This window comes from Pseudocitrobacter corydidari, assembly GCF_021172065.1.
Lineage (GTDB): Bacteria > Pseudomonadota > Gammaproteobacteria > Enterobacterales > Enterobacteriaceae > Pseudocitrobacter > Pseudocitrobacter corydidari.
Map to the genome: position 1 here is coordinate 4,879,998 of NZ_CP087880.1, position 21,311 is coordinate 4,901,308.

Consider the following 21,311-nt stretch of genomic DNA (forward strand, 5'->3'; position numbering starts at 1 on the left):
TCATGTCTCACTATTCAACGCCAGTTGTTACTTCCATGCAGGTCATCCCGGTTGCGGGCCACGACAGTATGCTGATGAACCTGAGCGGGGCGCACGCGCCGTTCTTTACCCGCAACATTGTGGTGATTAAAGACAATTCCGGCCATACGGGCGTGGGGGAAATCCCCGGCGGAGAGAAGATCCGCACCACGCTGGAAGATGCGATCCCGCTGGTTGTCGGTAAAACGCTGGGAGAATACAAGAACGTCCTGACGCTGGTGCGTAATACCTTTGCCGATCGGGATGCTGGCGGCCGTGGGCTGCAAACCTTCGACCTGCGTACCACCATTCATGTGGTCACCGGTATTGAAGCGGCAATGCTGGATTTGCTGGGCCAGCACTTAGGCGTAAACGTGGCTTCTCTGCTGGGCGATGGCCAGCAGCGTAGCGAAGTGGAAATGCTCGGCTACCTGTTCTTTGTCGGCAACCGCAAAGCGACGCCGCTGCCATATCAGAGCCAGCCGGATGAGAAATGCGACTGGTATCGTCTGCGTCACGACGAAGCGATGACTCCGGATTCCGTGGTACGTCTGGCGGAAGCGGCGTATGAAAAATATGGTTTTAACGACTTTAAACTGAAGGGCGGCGTGCTGGCCGGGGAAGAAGAGGCCGAATCGATTGTGGCGCTGGCAAAACGCTTCCCGCAGGCGCGCGTCACGCTCGACCCGAACGGCGCATGGTCGCTCAACGAAGCGATTAAAATCGGTAAATACCTGAAGGGCGTGCTGGCATATGCGGAAGATCCGTGTGGCGCGGAGCAGGGCTTCTCCGGGCGAGAAGTGATGGCGGAATTCCGTCGCGCGACCGGCCTGCCGACCGCAACCAACATGATTGCCACCGACTGGCGTCAGATGGGCCACACGCTTTCGCTGCAATCTGTCGATATCCCGCTGGCGGACCCGCACTTCTGGACCATGCAGGGTTCGGTGCGCGTGGCGCAGATGTGTCATGAATTCGGCCTGACCTGGGGTTCACACTCCAACAACCACTTTGACGTTTCGCTGGCGATGTTTACCCACGTCGCCGCTGCCGCGCCGGGGAATGTTACCGCGATTGACACTCACTGGATCTGGCAGGAAGGGAATCAACGCCTCACCAAACAACCGTTCGAAATTAAAGGCGGAATGGTACAGGTGCCGACCACGCCGGGGCTGGGTGTTGAACTGGATATGGACCGCGTTATGCAGGCCAACGAGCTGTATAAGAAACACGGCCTTGGCGCACGCGACGACGCGATGGGCATGCAGTATCTCATCCCCAACTGGACGTTTGATAATAAGCGCCCTTGCATGGTGCGTTAAGCAAAATGCCGATCCCTGCCGGGGTCGGCATTTTTTCTGATTCAGATGTAAGATCATGGCACTCCCGACGCATAAGGACAGCCAATGAAGATTGTAATTGCCCCGGATTCTTACAAGGAAAGCCTGAGCGCGCTGGAGGTGGCGGGTGCCATCGAGCGGGGTTTTCGCGAAATTTACCCTGACGCGGATTACCATAAACTCCCCGTTGCCGATGGCGGCGAAGGCACCGTTGAAGCGATGGTTGCCGCCACGCAGGGGCGCATCGTCGAGGTAGATGTGACCGGCCCGCTGGGCGACACGGTGCAGGGTTTTTACGGCCTGTCGGGCGATGAGCAGAGCGCCTTTATCGAAATGGCGGCAGCCAGCGGGCTGGAGCTCGTACCAACCGACAAACGCTGCCCGCTGACCACAACGTCCTGGGGAACCGGGGAGCTGATCCGCCACGCCTTAGATGCGGGCGTAAAGCATATTATTATTGGCCTTGGCGGTAGCGCGACCAATGACGGCGGCGCAGGCATGGCACAGGCGCTGGGCGTAAAGCTGCTGACGGCGGAAAACCAGTCCATTGCTCCTGGCGGCGCGGGGCTTGAGACGCTTGAACGTATCGATATCAGCGAGCTGGATGCGCGTCTGGCTGAGTGTCGTATTGAGGTTGCCTGTGACGTCACCAATCCGTTAACGGGCAAAGAGGGCGCATCTGCCGTATTTGGCCCGCAGAAAGGCGCAACGCCCGAGATGATTTCCCGCCTTGATGCGGCGCTCGAGCACTATGCGCAATGCGTGAAGCGCTGTCTGGATATTGACGTGCTGGCGCTGGAAGGAGGTGGCGCAGCAGGCGGAATGGGCGCGGCGCTATATGCCTTCTGCGGCGCAGAGCTTCGCCCTGGCATCGAAATTGTTACCGATGCGCTGCATCTCGATAAGCTGGTGGCTGACGCTGACCTGGTCATTACCGGGGAGGGACGTATCGACAGCCAGACCATTCACGGCAAAGTACCGGTAGGCGTGGCGCGCGTGGCAAAGCGCTATAACGTGCCGGTCATCGCGATTGGCGGCAGCCTGACGCCGGATGTCGGCGTAGTGCATGAGCATGGTTTAGATGCGGTGTTTAGCGTGCTGTATCGCATTTGTACGCTGGAGGACGCTTTGCGGGATGCCGAAGAGAATCTGTTTATGGCGGCGCGGAATATCGCGGCGGTGTTGAGGATGGGGCAGGGATTCTCGCTGTAAAATGCCGGATGGCGCTAACGCTTATCCGGCCTACGTTTAGCGCCGGATGAGCGTTAGCGCCATCCGGCAAAAGCTGTCTTCTTACCCCAACATCTTCTTCGTTTCCCGCGTCACATTATCCATCTCATCGAGCAGTTCCAGGAACTCCGGTTCCAGATCTTCCGCAGGCGTACCGTTGCGCAGTTGCCCTTCAATCAGATGGCACAGGTGCTTCAGGCGCGGCACGCCGCTGTAGCCGCAGCTACCGTGCAGCTTATGAATGGCGTCCACCAGATTTTCTGGCTCTTCTCCCACCAGTTGCTCTTCCACCTTGTTACGCACTTCTGGCAGGAAGGCGACCAGCATTTGCAGCATCTCGCGTGCAAGGTCCGGTTTATACGCGGCCTGACGCAGCGCCAGCTGCCAGTCGAGCGTGGTGTTGAGATCGATTGCAGGTTCTACGGGTTCAGACGCGGTCGGCAGCGTCGCCGCAGATAACCCTGGCTTGTAACGCAGCAGAAGATTGCGCAGCTTATCTTCTTCAATCGGTTTCGCCAGATAATCGTTCATGCCCGCGCTCAGCAGTTTTTCTTTCTGCCCGGCCATGGCGTGCGCGGTCACCGCAATCACCGGCGTTTGCTGCTGATGCGGCAACTGGCGAATCAATTCGCAGGCGCGAATGCCGTCGATATCCGGCATCTGAATATCCATCAGAATCAGGTCAAACTGCATTTCGCGGGCGCGCTCAATCGCCTGTTTGCCACTCTCGCACAGCTCAACATGCTGGACCTGGTCGCCGAGCAGCGCACCAATCAGCTTAAGGTTGGCCGGGTTGTCATCCACCGCCATTACCGTCATGGCGATACGTGAATCGTCATCCTGGTGGATGAGCGCCGGTTCGGTGAGATGGCAGTAATCCGTCAGCGCCGGGAGCAGACGTGTGGAGGTGAGCGGTTTTAACAGGCAGGCCGCCGCGCCCTCTTTTTTCAACGCTTCGGCATCGACCTGCGCGTGGCACGGCAATGCAAGCAGCAGATAGTCGGTCATGGCGCGCGCCTGAGCGAGTTTCTCGCGATGGTGCGCAAGATCGCGTACTGACACCGGTATCGCCGCCAGCATCATGTCGTAGTGCTCCACCGGCAGCGCGGAGAAGGTTTGGCTGTAGATGACTTCCAGTGGCGTTGTGGCCAGCATATCCAGCGTCGCCTGCGCAGCCGCGGCATTCGCTTCTACGTACGCCAGGCGCTTCCCTTTCAGGCACTGCGTAGACGGCCCGTCAGAAATGACGTTCGGATTAAGATCCAGATTGATATTAAACCAGAAGGTTGAGCCGCGATTTGGCTGACTGTGGAAGGAGATATCTCCGCCCATTTCCTTGACCAGTTTCTGGGTGATCACCAGCCCCAACCCAGTGCCGCCGTGACGGCGAGAAATACTGGCATCGGCCTGACGGAATGCCTGGAACAGCCGTGACTGATCGCGTTCCGGAATACCAATGCCTGTATCGCGGATCTGCACCTCGATTTGCACTTTGTTATTACTGATGGCGCGTTTCTCAACCAGCACGTCAATGTTACCGTGTTCGGTAAATTTAATCGCATTGCCGACCAGGTTGGTGATCACCTGCTGCAAGCGCAGCGGGTCGCCAATCACGTTATCCGGCACATCGTTTTTGATGTTGAGGGTGAGTTCCAGCCCCTTATCATGAGCAGAGTGGGCAAGCAGTGTGACCACTTCATCCAGCGAGTTACGCAGCGGGAAGGGAATGCTTTCCAGAATCAGTTTACCGGCTTCCAGTTTCGAGAAGTCGAGCACATCGTTGATGATCGCCAGCAGGTTATTCGCCGAACGTTCGATGGTATTCAGGTGGTCGCGCTGGGTTGGATTCAACTCGCTTTTCAGCGTCAAGCGGGTAAAGCCAATCACGCCGTTGAGCGGGGTTCGCAGTTCGTGCGACATGTTTGCAAGAAACTCAGACTTAATACGCGCCGCTTCCTGGGCGCGTTTTTTCGCCAGATCCAGCTCGACGTTCTGAATCTCCATCTGCTCGAGCGTTTCACGCAGGTCGGAGGTGGCCTGGTCAACGTTGTGCTGCATCTCCTCATGATATGCCGCCAGCGACATCGCCATCGAGTTAATGCCGTTTTTCAGCATATCCAGCTCGCCCAGCATAAAGCCTTCCACGCGGCTATCGAGTTGCCCGCGCCGGATGCGGTCAACCGTGTTCACCATGTTGCGAATCGGCCCGGTCACATCGCGCATTAAACGCCAGCCGAAGATCAGCGCAATGCCGATACAGAACAGCATCATCACGCTGGAGATGAAAATCTCTTTGTACTGCTGAAGCCGTACCGATCGGAGATCCAGCTCCAGCGCGACGTAGCCCAACATATTGACCGGAGTTTTTGCCTCTGACTGCGGGGATTCATCCGGCGAGTAATGTTCGGAGATAATCGGCGTGCGTAAAATCATGATGTCGCCGTGGCGCACGACGCTCAGCCGCCGGGGGAATGGCTGGCCGTTGGGCAAGCGCAGTTCGGTAGGATCGAGCTGATAGTTCGAGGTCACGAACAGTTTGTTATGTTCGTCATACACCGAAATCGCCCGCACGATATCCGAGTGGCGGCGATGCAACACGCTGATGAGCTGGCCAATGGATTCGCGATTCTGCAAATTCATTCCATATTCGCTGGAGACGGCAAGCGGTTCGATAATGCTGGCGCCAGCGTCTTCGAGTTGACGCTGCAGGTCGTTATAGCGGTGAACGACAAAGAAGATGCTGAGCAGCAAACCGATGAGTACGGTCGGGGCCAGGATCAAAATCATCATGCGCGCACGCAGGCTGTAGTTGGTCATGAAGGTCCGTTGTGGGAGAATCAGGGTAATATGTTTGATTGAGAAAAATCTCTACGATGGCGCAATTCTACTCTGCAAAACGGCGCGTGACGACGCGCCAGATCATAACTGTGACAGTCAGTGACCTCGATCCCTTTGGTCAGGGTGTTGCGCGTAACAACGGTAAGACACTATTTATCAATGGGTTACTTCCTGATGAAAGCGCGGAAATTACCCTGACGGAAGATAAAAAACAGTATGCCCGTGGGCAGGTAAAACGGCGCTTAAGCGACAGCCCGGAGCGCGTCACACCGCGTTGCCCGCATTTTGGCGTCTGTGGCGGGTGCCAGCAGCAACACGCCTCGATTGCACTACAGCAGCGCAGTAAACAGGCCGCACTCGGGCGCCTGATGAAGCGAGACGTTGAAGAGGTGATCGCGGACCAGCCCTGGGGCTACCGCCGCCGTGCGCGTTTGAGCCTGAATTACCAGCCAAAAACGCAGCAGTTGCAGATGGGTTTTCGCAAGGCCAACGCCAGCGATATCGTCGATGTGGTGCAGTGCCCCGTTTTGGTGCCCACGCTTGAGGCGTTGCTGGTGCCATTGCGTGAATGCCTGAATACGCTGCAAGGCAAACGCAGCCTGGGGCACGTTGAGTTAGTGAGCGCTGACAACGGCCCGCTGCTGGTGCTTCGCCATACCGCGCCGTTAAGTGCGCAAGACAAAGAAAAACTGGAACGCTTTTCGCATTCTTCAGGTCTTTCCCTGTATCTCGCCCCCGAAAGCGAGATACTTGAACGCGTAAGCGGTGAAGCGCCATGGTATTCCTCAGACGGTCTACGCTTAACGTTCAGCCCGCGCGACTTCATTCAGGTGAACGATGGTGTGAACCAGAAAATGGTTGCTACCGCGCTTGAATGGCTTGATGTACAGAAAGAGGACCGGGTGCTGGATCTGTTCTGCGGCATGGGCAACTTCACGCTGCCGCTGGCAAAACGCGCTGCCAGTGTCATTGGCGTAGAGGGCGTTCCGGCGCTGGTGGCGAAAGGCCAGGAAAATGCGGCGCTGAATAATTTACAGAATGTCACGTTTTTCCATGAGAATCTGGAAGAGGACGTGACGCGTCAGAGCTGGGCAAAGCACGGCTTTGACAAAATTTTACTCGATCCTGCCCGCGCAGGCGCACCGGGTGTGATGCAACATATTATAAAATTAGCGCCAACGCGGATGGTCTATGTGTCCTGTAACCCCGCGACACTTGCGCGTGACAGTGAAGCGCTTTTACGTGCGGGTTACCAAATTCAGCGTATGGCAATGCTTGACATGTTCCCGCACACTGGGCATCTGGAATCAATGGTGTTGTTTGAGCGTAAGTAATAATTGTGGCTTGTCGACTTCGACAGGCCCGGTCCCTTAAGGAGAGGACAATGGTTGCGGTAAGAAGTGCACATCTAAATAAAGCTGGTGAGTTTGACTCACAAAAATGGATCTCAAGCCTGGGAATTACCAGCCAGCAGTCGTGTGAGCGCTTAGCCGAGACCTGGGATTATTGTCGACAGCACACCCAGAACCACCCGGACGCCGAGCTGCTGCTCTGGCGCGGGGTAGAGATGGTAGAGATTCTGTCGATGCTCAGTATGGATAACGACACCCTGCGCGCCGCCTTGCTGTTCCCGTTGGTGGACGCTAATGTGGTTTCAGAAGAGGTGCTTGCTGAAAGCGCCGGGAAATCCGTCGTCACGTTGATTCACGGCGTGCGCGATATGGCGGCCATTCGCCAGTTAAAAGCCACCCACACGGATTCTGTTTCCTCCGAGCAGGTCGATAACGTGCGCCGCATGCTGCTGGCGATGGTCGACGATTTCCGCTGCGTGGTTATCAAGCTGGCAGAGCGCATTGCCCATCTGCGTGAAGTGAAAGACGCGCCGGAAGATGAACGCGTTCTGGCGGCGAAAGAGTGTACCAACATCTACGCGCCGCTGGCGAACCGACTCGGTATCGGCCAGTTGAAGTGGGAGCTGGAAGACTACTGCTTCCGCTATCTGCACCCGGCAGAATACAAGCGTATTGCCAAACTGCTGCACGAACGCCGTATCGACCGCGAACACTACATTTCTGAGTTCGTGGGGCACCTGCGCGCCGAAATGAAAACCGAAGGCGTGAAAGCGGAAGTGTACGGGCGACCCAAACACATCTACAGCATCTGGCGCAAAATGCAGAAAAAACAGCTCGCGTTTGATGAGCTGTTTGATGTGCGTGCGGTGCGAATCGTCGCCGAGCGTTTGCAGGACTGCTACGCCGCGCTGGGGATAGTACACACTCACTATCGCCACCTGCCGGATGAATTTGACGACTATGTCGCCAACCCGAAACCGAACGGTTATCAGTCCATCCACACCGTGGTGCTGGGGCCGGGTGGCAAAACGATTGAGATTCAGATCCGTACCAAACAGATGCACGAAGATGCCGAGCTGGGCGTCGCCGCGCACTGGAAATACAAAGAGGGCACGGCTGCGCCTGGCCCGCGTAGCGGACATGAAGACCGTATCGCCTGGCTGCGTAAGCTGATTGCGTGGCAGGAAGAGATGGCCGACTCCGGCGAAATGCTCGACGAAGTGCGCAGCCAGGTCTTTGACGACCGCGTGTATGTGTTTACACCGAAAGGTGATGTTGTCGATTTACCGGCAGGGTCGACGCCGCTTGATTTCGCCTATCACATCCACAGCGATGTCGGCCACCGCTGCATCGGCGCGAAAATTGGTGGACGCATCGTGCCGTTCACCTATCAGTTGCAGATGGGCGATCAGATTGAAATCATCACCCAGAAACAGCCGAACCCGAGCCGTGACTGGCTGAACCCGAACCTGGGCTACGTTACAACCAGCCGTGGGCGCTCGAAAATTCACGCCTGGTTCCGTAAACAGGATCGCGATAAAAACGTGCTGGCCGGGCGTCAAATCCTTGACGACGAGCTTGAGCATTTGGGCATTAGCCTGAAGGAAGCGGAAAAACATCTGCTGCCACGTTACAACTTCAACGACGTGGAAGAGCTGTTAGCGGCGATTGGCGGCGGCGACATTCGTCTTAACCAGATGGTCAACTTCCTGCAGGCGCAGTTCAATAAACCGAGCGCGGCGGAAGAAGACGCGGCGGCGCTGAAACAGCTGCAGCAGAAAACCTACACTCCGCAAAACCGCAGCAAGGACAATGGCCGTGTGGTGGTGGAAGGCGTCGGTAACCTGATGCACCACATTGCGCGCTGCTGCCAGCCTATTCCGGGCGATGAGATTGTCGGCTTTATCACCCAGGGGCGCGGTATATCCGTTCACCGTGCCGACTGCGAACAGCTGGTCGAACTGCGCGCGCATGCACCGGAACGCCTGGTGGACGCCGTGTGGGGCGAAAGCTACTCAGCGGGTTACTCGCTGGTGGTGCGCGTCACGGCGAACGACCGTAGTGGCTTGCTGCGCGATATCACCACCATCCTCGCCAACGAAAAGGTCAACGTCCTCGGCGTCGCCAGCCGCAGCGATACCAAGCAGCAGATGGCGACCATCGACATGACCATTGAAATCTACAACCTGCAGGTGCTGGGCCGCGTGCTTGGCAAACTGAATCAGGTGCCGGATGTGATAGACGCGCGGCGTCTGCACGGGGGGTAAATTACCCCTCCGTGTGCATGAAAAAATGCCTGGTAAGCTCCTTGCTGCCAGGCCATTTTCCGAATTTGTTCCGCAGCCATGAAGATAAAGGATGAGTAGGGATAAACTTAGCATTGCTGCACAGGAGTCGCAGTAAACGGCTAATAAGGACATTCCGGCTATGACACTCAGCTTTACCTTTTTTATTCTTTATCTTCTCACTTCGCTTGCCATGTTCTTACTGCAAATCTGGTGCTTTGCGGTGCTCATGTCTATTAGCGCGAATAGCCTGATTCTCTTTTGGATCTACCATCTTGTATTAATGCTCCTGGAAGGATTTCAACTCTATCTTGCCAAATTTGGGCGTTTTCCCTTTGAGCTAATGGCGTCGCAAAACCACTTTGTTGATGACACCGTGCGTATTTTGGCGGTGATTTTTTTTGTGTTTCATGTAGTGATGTCATTCTTGCTACGTCTTATAACTGCACGCAAAAGTGAATGGCGGGAATGAATGCGTTACTCTTGTAAAAAATACCAGGAGTGACACATTCTATGACATCGCCAGAAAACCAAATCACCCGCCTTCTCACCATTATGCAGCGCCTGCGTGACCCAGAAACCGGCTGTCCGTGGGATAAAGAACAAACCTTTAGCACCATCGCGCCATACACCCTTGAAGAAACTTACGAAGTGCTCGATGCTATCGCCCGTGAAGATTTTGACGACCTGCGCGGCGAACTCGGCGACCTGTTGTTCCAGGTGGTGTTTTACGCTCAGATGGCGCAGGAAGAGGGACGCTTCGACTTCAACGATATCTGCGCGGCCATCAGCGACAAATTAGAACGCCGCCACCCGCATATCTTTGGCGATGCGACCGCAGGCAACAGCAGCGAAGTTCTGGCGCGCTGGGAGCAAATCAAAACCGCCGAACGCGCTGAAAAAGCGCAGACCTCCGCGCTGGATGATATTCCGCACAGCTTCCCGGCGTTAATGCGCGCGCACAAAATTCAGAAACGCTGCTCGGCGGTTGGTTTTGACTGGGATACGCTCGGCCCGGTTCTGGATAAAGTGCATGAAGAAATCGACGAAGTGATGCACGAAGCGAAGCAGGCGGTGATTGATGAAGCCAAACTGGAAGAGGAAGTGGGGGATCTGTTGTTCGCCACGGTGAATCTTTCACGTCATTTAGGTGTAAAAGCCGAAACCGCGCTGCAAAAGGCCAACCTGAAATTTGAGCGCCGTTTTCGTGAAGTTGAACGAATCGTCGCCGCCAGAGGCCTGGAAATGACCGGAGTAGACCTCGATACCATGGAAGAGGTATGGCAGGAGGTAAAACGACAGGAACATGATCTCTAAGGAAATTTCGCGATCAAGCGCAATTTGTGTGATTTTTTAAATGACAAGCGCTTGATTTGCGTCAAAAACATTTAGCCAAAAGCGGCTATTTTCTCACTCCTTATCTCTGTTGAGACTCCGTGCTGAGATGCATTCATCACTTATTCGTGAGACATCAAGGTGATAACGGAGTAATTCCTCGGGTGAATAGCAGTGTAATGCCCTATTTAACCCGGAGAAAACCAACATTAACGCGGCCTGAAGAACATAGGGGAGGGAGAATGAAAGTTTGTGGCGCTCGTCATGTTCGGGTATACTGTTTTCCCGTCCTGGTTATTCCATCGTTTCACCCTAACTTCTCAGGTTCAGCATGACAACGAACTATATTTTTGTGACCGGCGGGGTCGTATCCTCTCTGGGTAAAGGCATTGCCGCAGCCTCCCTGGCAGCCATTCTTGAAGCCCGTGGCCTCAACGTAACCATGATGAAATTGGATCCGTACATCAACGTCGATCCAGGCACCATGAGCCCGATCCAACACGGCGAAGTGTTCGTTACTGAAGACGGCGCTGAAACCGACCTGGACCTGGGTCACTACGAGCGTTTCATCCGCACCAAAATGACTCGCCGCAATAACTTCACGACCGGCCGTATCTACTCAGATGTCCTGCGCAAAGAGCGCCGTGGCGACTATCTGGGCGCGACCGTACAGGTTATCCCGCACATCACTAACGCTATCAAAGAACGCGTACTTGCTGGCGGTGAAGGCCATGACGTGGTTCTGGTTGAAATCGGCGGTACCGTAGGTGATATCGAATCCCTGCCGTTCCTTGAAGCGATTCGCCAGCTGGCGGTTGATATTGGTCGTGAGCACGCACTGTTCATGCACCTGACCCTGGTGCCTTATCTGGCGGCGGCGGGTGAAGTCAAAACCAAACCGACTCAGCACTCTGTAAAAGAACTGCTGTCCATTGGTATTCAGCCTGACATCCTGGTTTGCCGTTCCGATCGCGCGATTCCGGCTAACGAACGTGCAAAAATTGCATTGTTCTGTAACGTGCCAGAAAAAGCCGTTATTTCGATGAAAGATGTCGATTCCATTTATAAAATTCCAGGCCTGTTGAAATCTCAGGGGCTGGACGATTATATTTGTAAACGATTCAGCTTGAACTGTCCGGAAGCTAACTTGTCTGAATGGGAACAGGTTATCTATGAAGAAGCTAACCCGGCAGGTGAAGTAACGATTGGTATGGTCGGCAAGTACATTGAACTGCCGGATGCCTATAAGTCAGTTATCGAAGCGCTGAAACACGGTGGCCTGAAAAATCGTGTAACCGTCAACATCAAACTGATCGATTCGCAAGATGTTGAAACACGTGGCGTCGAAATCCTGAAAGATTTAGATGCTATCCTGATTCCTGGTGGTTTCGGCTACCGTGGCGTCGAAGGTAAAATTGCTACCGCACGCTATGCGCGTGAAAACAATATTCCGTATCTGGGCATTTGCCTGGGTATGCAGGTTGCGTTGATTGAGTTTGCACGTAACGTGGCGGGTATGGATAACGCCAACTCTACGGAATTTGTGCCAGACTGTAAGTACCCGGTTGTGGCGCTCATTACCGAGTGGCGTGATGAAGAAGGTAATGTTGAAGTGCGTACCGAGAAGAGCGATCTCGGCGGCACAATGCGCCTGGGCGCACAGCAGTGCCAGCTCTCCGACGATAGCCTGGTTCGTCAGCTGTACAATGCGCCAACGATCGTTGAGCGTCATCGTCACCGCTACGAAGTCAACAATATGCTGTTGAAACAGATTGAAGCTGCAGGTCTGCGCGTTGCGGGCCGTTCCGGGGATGATCAGTTGGTCGAGATCATCGAAGTTCCGAATCACCCGTGGTTCGTTGCTTGTCAGTTCCATCCGGAGTTTACTTCTACACCGCGTGATGGTCACCCGCTGTTCGCAGGCTTTGTGAAAGCCGCCAGCGAGTACCAGAAACGTCAGGCGAAGTAAGTAAAAAAGTTAGAACGGCAACGCCCCATGAGGGGCGTTGTTTGTCTGGAGTTTTAGTTTAACTTGTACTGAGGAAAACCTAATGTCCAAAATCGTTAAAATCATCGGTCGTGAAATCATCGACTCCCGTGGTAACCCGACTGTTGAAGCAGAAGTTCACCTGGAAGGTGGTTTCGTCGGTATGGCAGCTGCTCCGTCAGGTGCTTCTACTGGTTCCCGCGAAGCTCTGGAACTGCGCGATGGTGACAAATCCCGTTTCATGGGTAAAGGCGTACTGAAAGCTGTTGCAGCTGTTAACGGCCCAATCGCTCAGGCTCTGCTGGGTAAAGATGCTAAAGATCAAGCTGGCATCGACAAAATCATGATCGACCTGGACGGTACTGAAAACAAATCTAACTTCGGTGCGAACGCAATCCTGGCCGTTTCTCTGGCTGCTGCTAAAGCTGCTGCTGCTGCTAAAGGCCTGCCGCTGTATGCTCACATCGCTGAACTGAACGGCACCCCGGGTAAATACTCTATGCCGGTTCCGATGATGAACATCATCAACGGTGGCGAGCACGCTGACAACAACGTCGACATCCAGGAATTCATGATTCAGCCGGTTGGCGCGAAAACCCTGAAAGAAGCTGTACGTATGGGTTCTGAAGTGTTCCATAACCTGGCTAAAGTTCTGAAAGCGAAAGGTATGAACACTGCTGTTGGTGACGAAGGCGGCTATGCGCCGAACCTGGGTTCCAACGCAGAAGCGCTGGCTGTAATCGCTGAAGCGGTTAAAGCAGCAGGCTACGAACTGGGCAAAGACATCACTCTGGCGATGGACTGCGCAGCGTCTGAATTCTACAAAGACGGTAAATACGTTCTGGCTGGCGAAGGCAACAAAGCTTTCACCTCTGAAGAATTCACTCACTTCCTGGAAGAACTTACCAAACAGTACCCGATCGTCTCCATCGAAGATGGCCTGGACGAATCTGACTGGGATGGTTTCGCATACCAGACCAAAGTACTGGGCGACAAAATCCAGCTGGTTGGTGACGATCTGTTCGTAACCAACACCAAGATCCTGAAAGAAGGCATCGAAAAAGGCATCGTTAACTCCATCCTGATCAAATTCAACCAGATCGGTTCCCTGACCGAAACTCTGGCTGCGATCAAAATGGCGAAAGACGCTGGCTACACTGCGGTCATCTCTCACCGTTCTGGCGAAACTGAAGACGCTACCATCGCTGACCTGGCTGTTGGTACCGCTGCAGGCCAGATCAAAACGGGTTCTATGAGCCGTTCTGACCGTGTTGCTAAATACAACCAGCTGATTCGTATCGAAGAAGCACTGGGCGAACAAGCTCCGTACAACGGTCGTAAAGAGATCAAAGGCCAGGCTTAATCGCCCTGCTTTTAACTCTTGATAAAAACCCGCTTCGGCGGGTTTTTTTATGCCTGTAAGAGAATGCACGGGCAAACATGACCCTCCCGCATAAATCTGCGATAATTACCGCATACCCCTTTTACAGAGATGATTATGCAGTACCCGATTAATGAAATGTTCCAGACCCTGCAAGGCGAGGGTTACTTCACTGGCGTTCCCGCTATCTTTATTCGTTTACAGGGATGCCCGGTGGGCTGCGCCTGGTGTGATACCAAGCATACCTGGGAAAAACTTAGCGATCGGGAAGTGTCTCTGTTCAGCATCCTGGCAAAAACCAAAGAGAGCGATAAATGGGGCGCGGCAGGAGAAGACGATCTGTTAACCGCCATTGCCCGTCAGGGCTGGACAGCGAAGCATGTTGTCATCACCGGCGGCGAACCTTGCATTCACGACCTCACCCCGCTGACAACGCTGCTCGAGCAAAACGGCTATAGCTGCCAGATTGAAACCAGCGGTACGCACGAAGTGCGTTGCACGCACACCACGTGGGTCACGGTTTCCCCGAAAGTGAACATGCGTGGTGGCTATGACGTGCTGTCACAGGCGCTGGAGCGTGCCGATGAGATTAAACACCCGGTAGGCCGCGTGCGCGATATTGAAGCGCTGGATGAGCTGCTGGAGACGCTGACGGACGACAAACAGCGCGTGATTGCCTTGCAGCCGATTAGCCAGAAAGAAGATGCCACACGCCTGTGCATTGATACCTGCATTGCGCGCAACTGGCGCTTGTCGATGCAGACGCATAAGTATCTGAATATTGCCTAATAAAAAAGCCCGGTAGCATCTACCGGGCTTTCATCAGTTCGCAGAAATTCACTCCCCGCGATAAACACAACCCGCCGTACAGGTCTCTTTCACCATCACCGCGCTCAGCAGCGGCACAACCGGTTTCACCTGTTCCCAAATCCAGCGCGACAGTACTTCGCTGGTCGGATTCTCCAGGCCCGGAATATCATTCAGATAGTAGTGATCCAGACGATCGTAAGTCGGTTTGAACGCCGCTTTCAGTTCGGCGAAATCCATGATCCAACCGGTATGCGGATCGACTTCACCCGTTATCTCAAGGCGCACCATAAAGGAGTGGCCGTGCAGGCGACCGCACTTATGCCCTTCGGGTACGTGAGGCAAACGGTGAGCGGCTTCAAAAGTGAAATCTTTAAACAGTGTGGTGGACATCATGAACTCTCAGTCTTGCGGAAAAAACCGCCGCATAGTACCGGAAAGCACATTTTTTATCATTAACTAAAACCCACAAATGGACGTGAAGAGCGTAATGGATTGTGTCCATGGTTCCTTTGCTATCTATATCAATAAGTTATCCAATCACTTTTATTGCTAATAACTACCTGGAAATCAGGTTAGTTCATTTGGTTATTTGATATTTCCAACCCTTCTTTAATTGTTATTATCCAGCTCGTTAACCTTACATTCAGTTTTGTTTTTCCCGATTTGAAACAGCTTTGATACTGGAACATAACAAGCATGACAACACAGGTCCCCCCTTCCGCGCTGCTGCCGCTTAATACGGAGCAACTGGCACGCCTTCAGGCGGCCACGACTGACTTAACGCCGACCCAGCTTGCCTGGGTTTCTGGCTATTTCTGGGGCGTGCTGAATCAGCAGCCTGGTGCCGCAGCCGTTGCTGCAACGCCAGCAGTTGTTGAGGCCCCAGCCATTACGCTTATCTCTGCCTCGCAAACCGGCAACGCCCGTCGGGTTGCTGAAGCGCTGCGTGACGATTTACTCGCCGCTAAACTGAACGTGAACCTGGTGAATGCCGGGGATTATAAATTCAAACAAATCGCGTCAGAAAAACTGCTGGTTGTCGTTGCCTCCACGCAAGGGGAAGGGGAGCCGCCGGAAGAAGCGGTGGCGCTGCATAAATTCCTGTTCTCGAAAAAAGCACCGAAGCTTGATGGCACTGCTTTTGCTGTGCTGGGGCTGGGCGATACCTCATATGAATTCTTCTGCCAGGCCGGTAAAGATTTCGACAGCAAACTGGCGGAACTTGGCGGTGAGCGTCTGCTCGATCGCGTTGATGCAGATGTAGAATATCAGGCTGCCGCCAGCGAATGGCGCGCCCGTGTGGTGGATGTTCTTAAATCGCGCGCGCCTGTCGCAGCACCTTCACAAGCCGTCGCGACGGGCGCGGTGAATGAAATCTACACCAGCCCCTACAGCAAAGAAGCGCCGCTGACGGCAAGCTTGTCCGTTAATCAGAAAATCACCAGCCGCGATTCAGAAAAAGACGTTCGTCATATCGAAATCGACTTAGGCGACTCTGGCCTGCGCTATCAGCCGGGCGATGCGCTGGGGGTCTGGTATCAGAACGATCCGGCACTGGTTAAAGAACTTGTCGAACTGCTGTGGCTGAAAGGCGATGAATCCGTCACCGTTGACGGAAAAACGCTGACCCTGAGTGAAGCGCTTCAATGGCACTTCGAACTGACGGTTAACACCGCCAATATCGTTGAAAACTACGCCACACTTACCCGCAGCGAAACACTGCTGCCGCTGGTAGGCGATAAAGCGCAGTTGCAGCATTACGCCGCGACCACGCCGATTGTCGACATGGTGCGTTTCTCGCCTGCACAGCTTGATGCTGAAGCGCTGATTAACCTGCTGCGCCCGCTGACGCCGCGCCTCTATTCCATCGCCTCATCGCAGGCTGAAGTGGAAAGTGAAGTGCACGTCACCGTTGGCGTGGTGCGTTATGACATTGAAGGCCGCGCCCGTGCGGGTGGAGCCTCCAGTTTCCTCGCGGATCGCGTGGAAGAAGAGGGCGAAGTCCGCGTCTTTATCGAACATAACGATAACTTCCGCCTGCCAGCGAACCCGGAAACGCCGGTGATTATGATTGGTCCAGGTACCGGTATCGCGCCATTCCGCGCCTTTATGCAGCAACGCGCCGCCGACGAAGCGCCAGGCAAAAACTGGCTGTTCTTTGGCAATCCGCACTTTACGGAAGACTTCCTTTATCAGGTGGAGTGGCAGCGTTACGTGAAAGAAGGCGTATTGAGCCGTATCGATCTCGCCTGGTCGCGCGATCAAAAAGAAAAAGTTTACGTACAAGACAAACTGCGCGAACAGGGCGCGGAGCTGTGGCGCTGGATCAATGACGGTGCCCACATTTATGTCTGCGGCGACGCTAATCGCATGGCGAAAGACGTTGAGCAGGCACTTCTGGAAGTGATTGCCGAATTTGGTGGCATGGACACCGAAGCGGCGGATGAATTTTTAAGTGAGCTGCGCGTAGAGCGCCGTTATCAGCGAGATGTCTACTAATGAGCGAAAAACATCCAGGGCCTTTAGTGGTCGAAGGTAAACTGGCAGACGCCGAGCGCATGAAGCTTGAGAGCAACTACCTGCGCGGCACGATTGCTGAAGATTTAAACGATGGCCTGACCGGTGGTTTTAAGGGCGATAACTTCCTGCTGATCCGCTTCCACGGCATGTATCAGCAGGATGACCGCGATATCCGCGCTGAACGTGCTGAACAGAAGCTGGAGCCGCGTCATGCGATGCTGCTGCGCTGCCGTCTGCCGGGTGGGGTGATCACCACCAAACAGTGGCAGGCGATCGATAAATTTGCCGGTGAAAACACCATCTATGGCAGCATTCGCCTGACCAACCGCCAGACATTCCAGTTCCACGGCATTCTGAAAAAGAACGTCAAACCGGTGCACCAGATGCTGCACTCGGTCGGTCTTGATGCGCTGGCGACCGCTAACGACATGAACCGTAACGTGTTGTGCACCTCGAACCCGTATGAGTCGCAACTGCACGCAGAAGCCTACGAGTGGGCGAAGAAGATCTCTGAACATTTGCTGCCACGCACCCGTGCGTATGCGGAGATCTGGCTCGATCAGGAAAAAGTCGCCACCACTGATGAAGAACCGATCCTCGGTCAGACCTATCTGCCGCGTAAGTTCAAAACCACAGTAGTGATCCCGCCGCAGAACGATATCGATCTGCACGCCAACGACATGAACTTTGTGGCGATCGCCGAAAACGGCAAACTGGTGGGCTTCAACCTGCTGGTGGGCGGTGGGCTTTCCATCGAACACGGTAACAAGAAAACCTACGCTCGCACCGCAAGCGAGTTTGGTTATCTGCCGCTGGAGCATACGCTGGCGGTGGCGGAAGCCGTCGTGACGACTCAGCGCGACTGGGGTAACCGTACCGATCGTAAAAATGCCAAAACCAAATACACGCTGGAACGTGTGGGTGTTGAGACATTTAAAGCGGAAGTGGAACGTCGTGCGGGGATCAAATTCGAACCGATCCGCCCGTATGAATTTACAGGGCGCGGCGATCGCATCGGCTGGGTAAAAGGGATCGACGACAAATGGCATCTGACGCTGTTTATCGAAAATGGTCGTATCCTTGATTATCCTGGGCGTCCGCTGAAAACCGGGTTGCTGGATATTGCGAAGATCCATAAAGGCGATTTCCGCATTACCGCGAACCAGAACCTGATCATTGCCGGTGTACCGGAAAGCCAGAAGGCGAAGATCGACAAAATTGCGCAGGCGAGCGGCCTGATGAATGTCGTCACCCCGCAGCGTGAAAACTCAATGGCCTGCGTGTCGTTCCCAACGTGTCCGCTGGCGATGGCCGAAGCTGAACGTTTCCTGCCGTCGTTCGTCGACAAGGTGGAAGCGGTGATGGCGACGCATGGTGTCAGTGATGAGCACATCGTCCTGCGCGTGACGGGCTGCCCGAACGGCTGTGGTCGCGCGATGCTGGCGGAAATCGGCCTCGTCGGGAAAGCGCCGGGCCGCTATAACTTACATATCGGCGGCAACCGCATGGGAACGCGTATCCCGCGTATGTATAAAGAGAACATCACCGACACTGAAATTCTTGCAGTGATTGATGAACTGGTAGGGCGCTGGGCGAAAGAGCGTGAAGCGGGTGAAGGCTTCGGCGACTTTACGGTGCGCGCGGGCATCATTCGCCCGGTGCTCGACCCGGCGCGCGATTTGTGGGATTAACTTGAATTGCCGCTCCTGCCCGGTTTTGTAGGCCTGATAAGCAAAGCGCCATCAGACATTGTGGCGCCTTTTGCCGGACGCGGCGTAAACGCTTTATCCGGCCTACTTAACCCGCAAGGCAAACAGTGAGGAACTTATGTCCAAACTCGATCTAAATGCCCTGAACGACCTGCCAAAGGTAGACCGCATTCTGGCGCTGGCTCAAACTAACGCCGAGCTTGAAAAGCTGGACGCTGAAGGCCGCATCGCCTGGGCGCTGGATAATCTGCCCGGTGAATATGTGCTATCTTCCAGCTTCGGCATTCAGGCGGCGGTGAGCCTGCATCTGGTGAATCAGATCCGTCCGGATATTCCGGTGATCCTCACCGATACCGGCTATCTGTTCCCGGAAACCTACCGCTTTATTGACGAGTTAACGGACAAACTCAAGCTCAACCTGAAAGTGTACCGCGCCACCGAAAGCGCAGCCTGGCAGGAAGCCCGCTACGGCAAACTGTGGGAACAGGGTGTTGAAGGCATTGAAAAATACAATGACATCAACAAAGTCGAACCGATGAACCGGGCGCTGAAAGAACTGAACGCAAAAACCTGGTTTGCAGGATTACGCCGCGAACAATCCGGTAGCCGGGCAACATTGCCGGTACTGGCGGTTCAGCGTGGTGTATTTAAAGTGCTGCCGATTATCGACTGGGATAACCGGACGATATATCAGTACCTGCAAAAACATGGTCTGAAATATCACCCGCTATGGGATGAAGGATATTTATCCGTCGGTGATACCCATACAACCCGTAAATGGGAACCTGGCATGGCGGAAGAAGAAACGCGTTTCTTTGGCTTAAAAAGGGAATGTGGGCTGCACGAAGGGTAAAACATTGCACCGCTTAATAAACGCCTCTGTCTGAAAAGATGGAGGCGTTTTTATTTTGCGAGCCGCATTCCTGATTTTAAACGTGAAAATAGCAGAGGGAAACAACAGGCATAGAATGGCGTCGGGTGCTTGAGGCTGTCTGGCGTTGAGCATTCGCGAGGTTCCAGATGGACAAAAGCCCCAGGCGATATTTCTATCAACCTGAGGCTCGCGTTCGAACGTTGCAATTCGGATGTTAGTCTCTTCTTTGCAGGGAGGCAAGACATGCTAACAAAATATGCCCTTGTGGCAATCATAGTGCTGTGTTTTACAGTACTGGGATTCACGCTGATGGTAGGCGACTCGCTGTGTGAGTTGAGTATCAGAGAGCGTGGTATGGAGTTTAAGGCAGTTCTCGCTTACGAATCGAAGAAGTAGCCATCACGCGGGGGTAAAACCCCGCGTATTGGATTGTGATGGTTTGGTCTCCGGCACCCTTTTAACCTAAACCTTCCCCGCCTTCGCCAGTTCCGCAACCAGCGGCATCATCACTTTCATGACATCGCGGCTGCGGCGCTCAATTCTGCCTGGTAGGGCTTTATCGAGATACTGCTGATTATCCAGCCGCGCGTCGTGCCAGCTGTTTCCTTCCGGGAAACTGCGTGTTTTTGCCCGCTGTTGATAACCATCTTTCTTCCCTAACGACCAGTTCGTTGCTTCTACAGACAACACGGGAATACCCGCGGCATCAAACACTTCAGCATCATTACAGCAACCGGTACCTTTTGGATAATCAGGATTCAAACCTGGATTGGTGAAGGCGGAAATACCATGGCTGCGCGCAATCGCCAGCGCGCGGTCACGCGTGAGTTTTCGTACCGACGCCGGGGTTTTTACGCCGCTGTTGAAATAGAGCTTATCGCCGACGACCAGATTATCGAGGTTGATAACCAGCAGCGTATTTTTCTTCTCGGCGGCGCTCATGCGTTTGAGCAGATTCTCCGCGCCCAGCTTGCCTTCTTCCTCGCCGCTGGTGGCGACGAAGCGAATGCCGTACTCCGTCGGCACGTCTTTCAGACGCTCGGCCAGCTCAAGCATCACGCCCAGCCCCATCGCGTTATCATCAATACCCTGAAGGGTCAGCCCGCCGAGATTATTTTCGACATCGCCATCGTTTTGCGGCGCATAGGTGTCCAGATGCGCCATCACAATAATCTGCTGCTGCGATTTACCTTCATGCGCCGCGATAACGGTGCTGCCAATCACGTTATGCCAGTTCTGGCGGTTATTTTTGGCGGTGTAGATATAGCGGCTGTGGAACGTGCGGATATCGCTTTGATAACCCATTTTGGCAAACTGCTGACGCAAATAATCTGCCGACAGCATCTCTGCCGGTGTGCCGGTAATACGGCCAGGGAAATAGGTTGCGATATAGCGAGCCTGGGTGTTTGCGATAGAACCGGGCGACGTCGTTGTCGCCAGTGCCGGGAAGGCAGAGCATACGCCAAGCGCCAGCGCGAAGAGGCGGCGACGCAGTGCGGAAGACATAGGGAAATCCTTTAAACAATGCAAAAAATTAGACGCAGCCAGTATGAAACCGGGGCGGTGATTACACAATTTCATTTCTTCTTAAATGCCCAAAAAAGAGGGTGTTAAGCACTTTTTGATATTTGC

16 protein-coding genes are annotated in these 21,311 nt (G+C 54.3%); 13 read left to right on the forward strand and 3 right to left on the reverse strand.

What is annotated here, in order from left to right:
- Window positions 1–2: 2 nt before the first annotated feature.
- Together gudD and G163CM_RS22805 are read left to right on the forward strand one after the other, a co-directional pair.
- Window positions 3–1,340 carry a glucarate dehydratase gene (gudD, locus tag G163CM_RS22800; protein WP_015963233.1) on the forward strand — a complete coding sequence of 446 codons (1,338 nt, stop codon included), beginning with the start codon at window positions 3–5 and terminating at the stop codon, window positions 1,338–1,340.
- An 84-nt stretch (window positions 1,341–1,424) separates the two neighbouring features.
- The gene (locus G163CM_RS22805) at window positions 1,425–2,570 is read left to right on the forward strand and encodes a glycerate kinase (protein WP_231826382.1); all 1,146 of its coding nucleotides are present in this window, start codon (window positions 1,425–1,427) and stop codon (window positions 2,568–2,570) included.
- An 81-nt stretch (window positions 2,571–2,651) separates the two neighbouring features.
- Here G163CM_RS22805 and barA read toward each other — a convergent pair whose 3' ends face one another.
- Complete coding sequence (gene barA / locus G163CM_RS22810) at window positions 2,652–5,405, reverse strand: two-component sensor histidine kinase BarA (protein ID WP_015963235.1); 2,754 nt, start codon at window positions 5,403–5,405, stop codon at window positions 2,652–2,654.
- 56 nt (window positions 5,406–5,461) lie between these two features.
- On the opposite strand from barA, the gene rlmD reads away from it, so the two are divergent.
- From rlmD to queE, 7 genes are all read left to right on the forward strand, one after another.
- A complete protein-coding gene (rlmD, locus tag G163CM_RS22815) occupies window positions 5,462–6,760 on the forward strand; it encodes a 23S rRNA (uracil(1939)-C(5))-methyltransferase RlmD (protein WP_231826383.1) in 1,299 nt (432 codons plus the stop codon).
- Window positions 6,761–6,810: 50 nt separating this feature from the next.
- Window positions 6,811–9,045 (forward strand): GTP diphosphokinase, encoded by a 2,235-nt coding sequence (gene relA / locus G163CM_RS22820; RefSeq protein WP_015963237.1) that lies wholly within the window; start codon window positions 6,811–6,813, stop codon window positions 9,043–9,045.
- A 160-nt stretch (window positions 9,046–9,205) separates the two neighbouring features.
- On the forward strand, window positions 9,206–9,535 hold the full coding sequence (locus tag G163CM_RS22825; protein WP_231826384.1) for a hypothetical protein: 330 nt from the start codon (window positions 9,206–9,208) through the stop codon (window positions 9,533–9,535).
- Between the two features lie 41 nt (window positions 9,536–9,576).
- Window positions 9,577–10,380: a nucleoside triphosphate pyrophosphohydrolase gene (mazG, locus tag G163CM_RS22830; protein WP_231826385.1), complete on the forward strand. Its 804-nt coding sequence runs from the start codon at window positions 9,577–9,579 to the stop codon at window positions 10,378–10,380.
- A gap of 349 nt (window positions 10,381–10,729) precedes the next feature.
- The gene (gene pyrG, locus G163CM_RS22835; RefSeq protein ID WP_149463400.1) at window positions 10,730–12,367 is read left to right on the forward strand and encodes a glutamine hydrolyzing CTP synthase; all 1,638 of its coding nucleotides are present in this window, start codon (window positions 10,730–10,732) and stop codon (window positions 12,365–12,367) included.
- Between the two features lie 82 nt (window positions 12,368–12,449).
- Entirely contained in the window at window positions 12,450–13,748 is a 1,299-nt protein-coding gene (gene eno, locus G163CM_RS22840; protein WP_005130911.1) for a phosphopyruvate hydratase, read from the forward strand.
- A gap of 135 nt (window positions 13,749–13,883) precedes the next feature.
- Window positions 13,884–14,555: a 7-carboxy-7-deazaguanine synthase QueE gene (queE, locus tag G163CM_RS22845; RefSeq protein ID WP_015963240.1), complete on the forward strand. Its 672-nt coding sequence runs from the start codon at window positions 13,884–13,886 to the stop codon at window positions 14,553–14,555.
- A gap of 48 nt (window positions 14,556–14,603) precedes the next feature.
- Here queE and queD read toward each other — a convergent pair whose 3' ends face one another.
- Window positions 14,604–14,969: a 6-carboxytetrahydropterin synthase QueD gene (gene queD / locus G163CM_RS22850; RefSeq protein ID WP_015963241.1), complete on the reverse strand. Its 366-nt coding sequence runs from the start codon at window positions 14,967–14,969 to the stop codon at window positions 14,604–14,606.
- Between the two features lie 303 nt (window positions 14,970–15,272).
- On the opposite strand from queD, the gene cysJ reads away from it, so the two are divergent.
- From cysJ to G163CM_RS22870, 4 genes are all read left to right on the forward strand, one after another.
- Window positions 15,273–17,075: an NADPH-dependent assimilatory sulfite reductase flavoprotein subunit gene (cysJ, locus tag G163CM_RS22855; RefSeq protein ID WP_231826386.1), complete on the forward strand. Its 1,803-nt coding sequence runs from the start codon at window positions 15,273–15,275 to the stop codon at window positions 17,073–17,075.
- Window positions 17,075–18,787: an assimilatory sulfite reductase (NADPH) hemoprotein subunit gene (cysI, locus tag G163CM_RS22860; RefSeq protein WP_231826387.1), complete on the forward strand. Its 1,713-nt coding sequence runs from the start codon at window positions 17,075–17,077 to the stop codon at window positions 18,785–18,787. Before cysJ ends, cysI begins: the two co-directional genes overlap by 1 nt.
- Before the next feature lie 136 nt (window positions 18,788–18,923).
- A complete protein-coding gene (cysH, locus tag G163CM_RS22865; RefSeq protein WP_231826388.1) occupies window positions 18,924–19,658 on the forward strand; it encodes a phosphoadenosine phosphosulfate reductase in 735 nt (244 codons plus the stop codon).
- Between the two features lie 264 nt (window positions 19,659–19,922).
- Window positions 19,923–20,075, forward strand: a complete 153-nt coding sequence (locus tag G163CM_RS22870; protein ID WP_000956460.1) for a Hok/Gef family protein — start codon at window positions 19,923–19,925, stop codon at window positions 20,073–20,075.
- 66 nt (window positions 20,076–20,141) lie between these two features.
- Here G163CM_RS22870 and G163CM_RS22875 read toward each other — a convergent pair whose 3' ends face one another.
- Window positions 20,142–21,185 carry an aminopeptidase gene (locus G163CM_RS22875; RefSeq protein ID WP_015963245.1) on the reverse strand — a complete coding sequence of 348 codons (1,044 nt, stop codon included), beginning with the start codon at window positions 21,183–21,185 and terminating at the stop codon, window positions 20,142–20,144.
- Window positions 21,186–21,311 lie beyond the last annotated feature (126 nt).

Bases quoted from the DNA above. Each gene is read 5' to 3' on its own strand.
- barA (WP_015963235.1), bottom strand. From the start codon at position 5,405: ATGACCAACTACAGCCTGCGTGCGCGCATGATGATTTTGATCCTGGCC.
- queD (WP_015963241.1), bottom strand. From the start codon at position 14,969: ATGATGTCCACCACACTGTTTAAAGATTTCACTTTTGAAGCCGCTCAC.
- relA (WP_015963237.1), top strand. From the start codon at position 6,811: ATGGTTGCGGTAAGAAGTGCACATCTAAATAAAGCTGGTGAGTTTGAC.
- eno (WP_005130911.1), top strand. From the start codon at position 12,450: ATGTCCAAAATCGTTAAAATCATCGGTCGTGAAATCATCGACTCCCGT.
- G163CM_RS22805 (WP_231826382.1), top strand. From the start codon at position 1,425: ATGAAGATTGTAATTGCCCCGGATTCTTACAAGGAAAGCCTGAGCGCG.
- cysH (WP_231826388.1), top strand. From the start codon at position 18,924: ATGTCCAAACTCGATCTAAATGCCCTGAACGACCTGCCAAAGGTAGAC.
- rlmD (WP_231826383.1), top strand. From the start codon at position 5,462: ATGGCGCAATTCTACTCTGCAAAACGGCGCGTGACGACGCGCCAGATC.
- mazG (WP_231826385.1), top strand. From the start codon at position 9,577: ATGACATCGCCAGAAAACCAAATCACCCGCCTTCTCACCATTATGCAG.
- gudD (WP_015963233.1), top strand. From the start codon at position 3: ATGTCTCACTATTCAACGCCAGTTGTTACTTCCATGCAGGTCATCCCG.
- pyrG (WP_149463400.1), top strand. From the start codon at position 10,730: ATGACAACGAACTATATTTTTGTGACCGGCGGGGTCGTATCCTCTCTG.
- cysJ (WP_231826386.1), top strand. From the start codon at position 15,273: ATGACAACACAGGTCCCCCCTTCCGCGCTGCTGCCGCTTAATACGGAG.
- G163CM_RS22870 (WP_000956460.1), top strand. From the start codon at position 19,923: ATGCTAACAAAATATGCCCTTGTGGCAATCATAGTGCTGTGTTTTACA.
- G163CM_RS22825 (WP_231826384.1), top strand. From the start codon at position 9,206: ATGACACTCAGCTTTACCTTTTTTATTCTTTATCTTCTCACTTCGCTT.
- queE (WP_015963240.1), top strand. From the start codon at position 13,884: ATGCAGTACCCGATTAATGAAATGTTCCAGACCCTGCAAGGCGAGGGT.
- G163CM_RS22875 (WP_015963245.1), bottom strand. From the start codon at position 21,185: ATGTCTTCCGCACTGCGTCGCCGCCTCTTCGCGCTGGCGCTTGGCGTA.
- cysI (WP_231826387.1), top strand. From the start codon at position 17,075: ATGAGCGAAAAACATCCAGGGCCTTTAGTGGTCGAAGGTAAACTGGCA.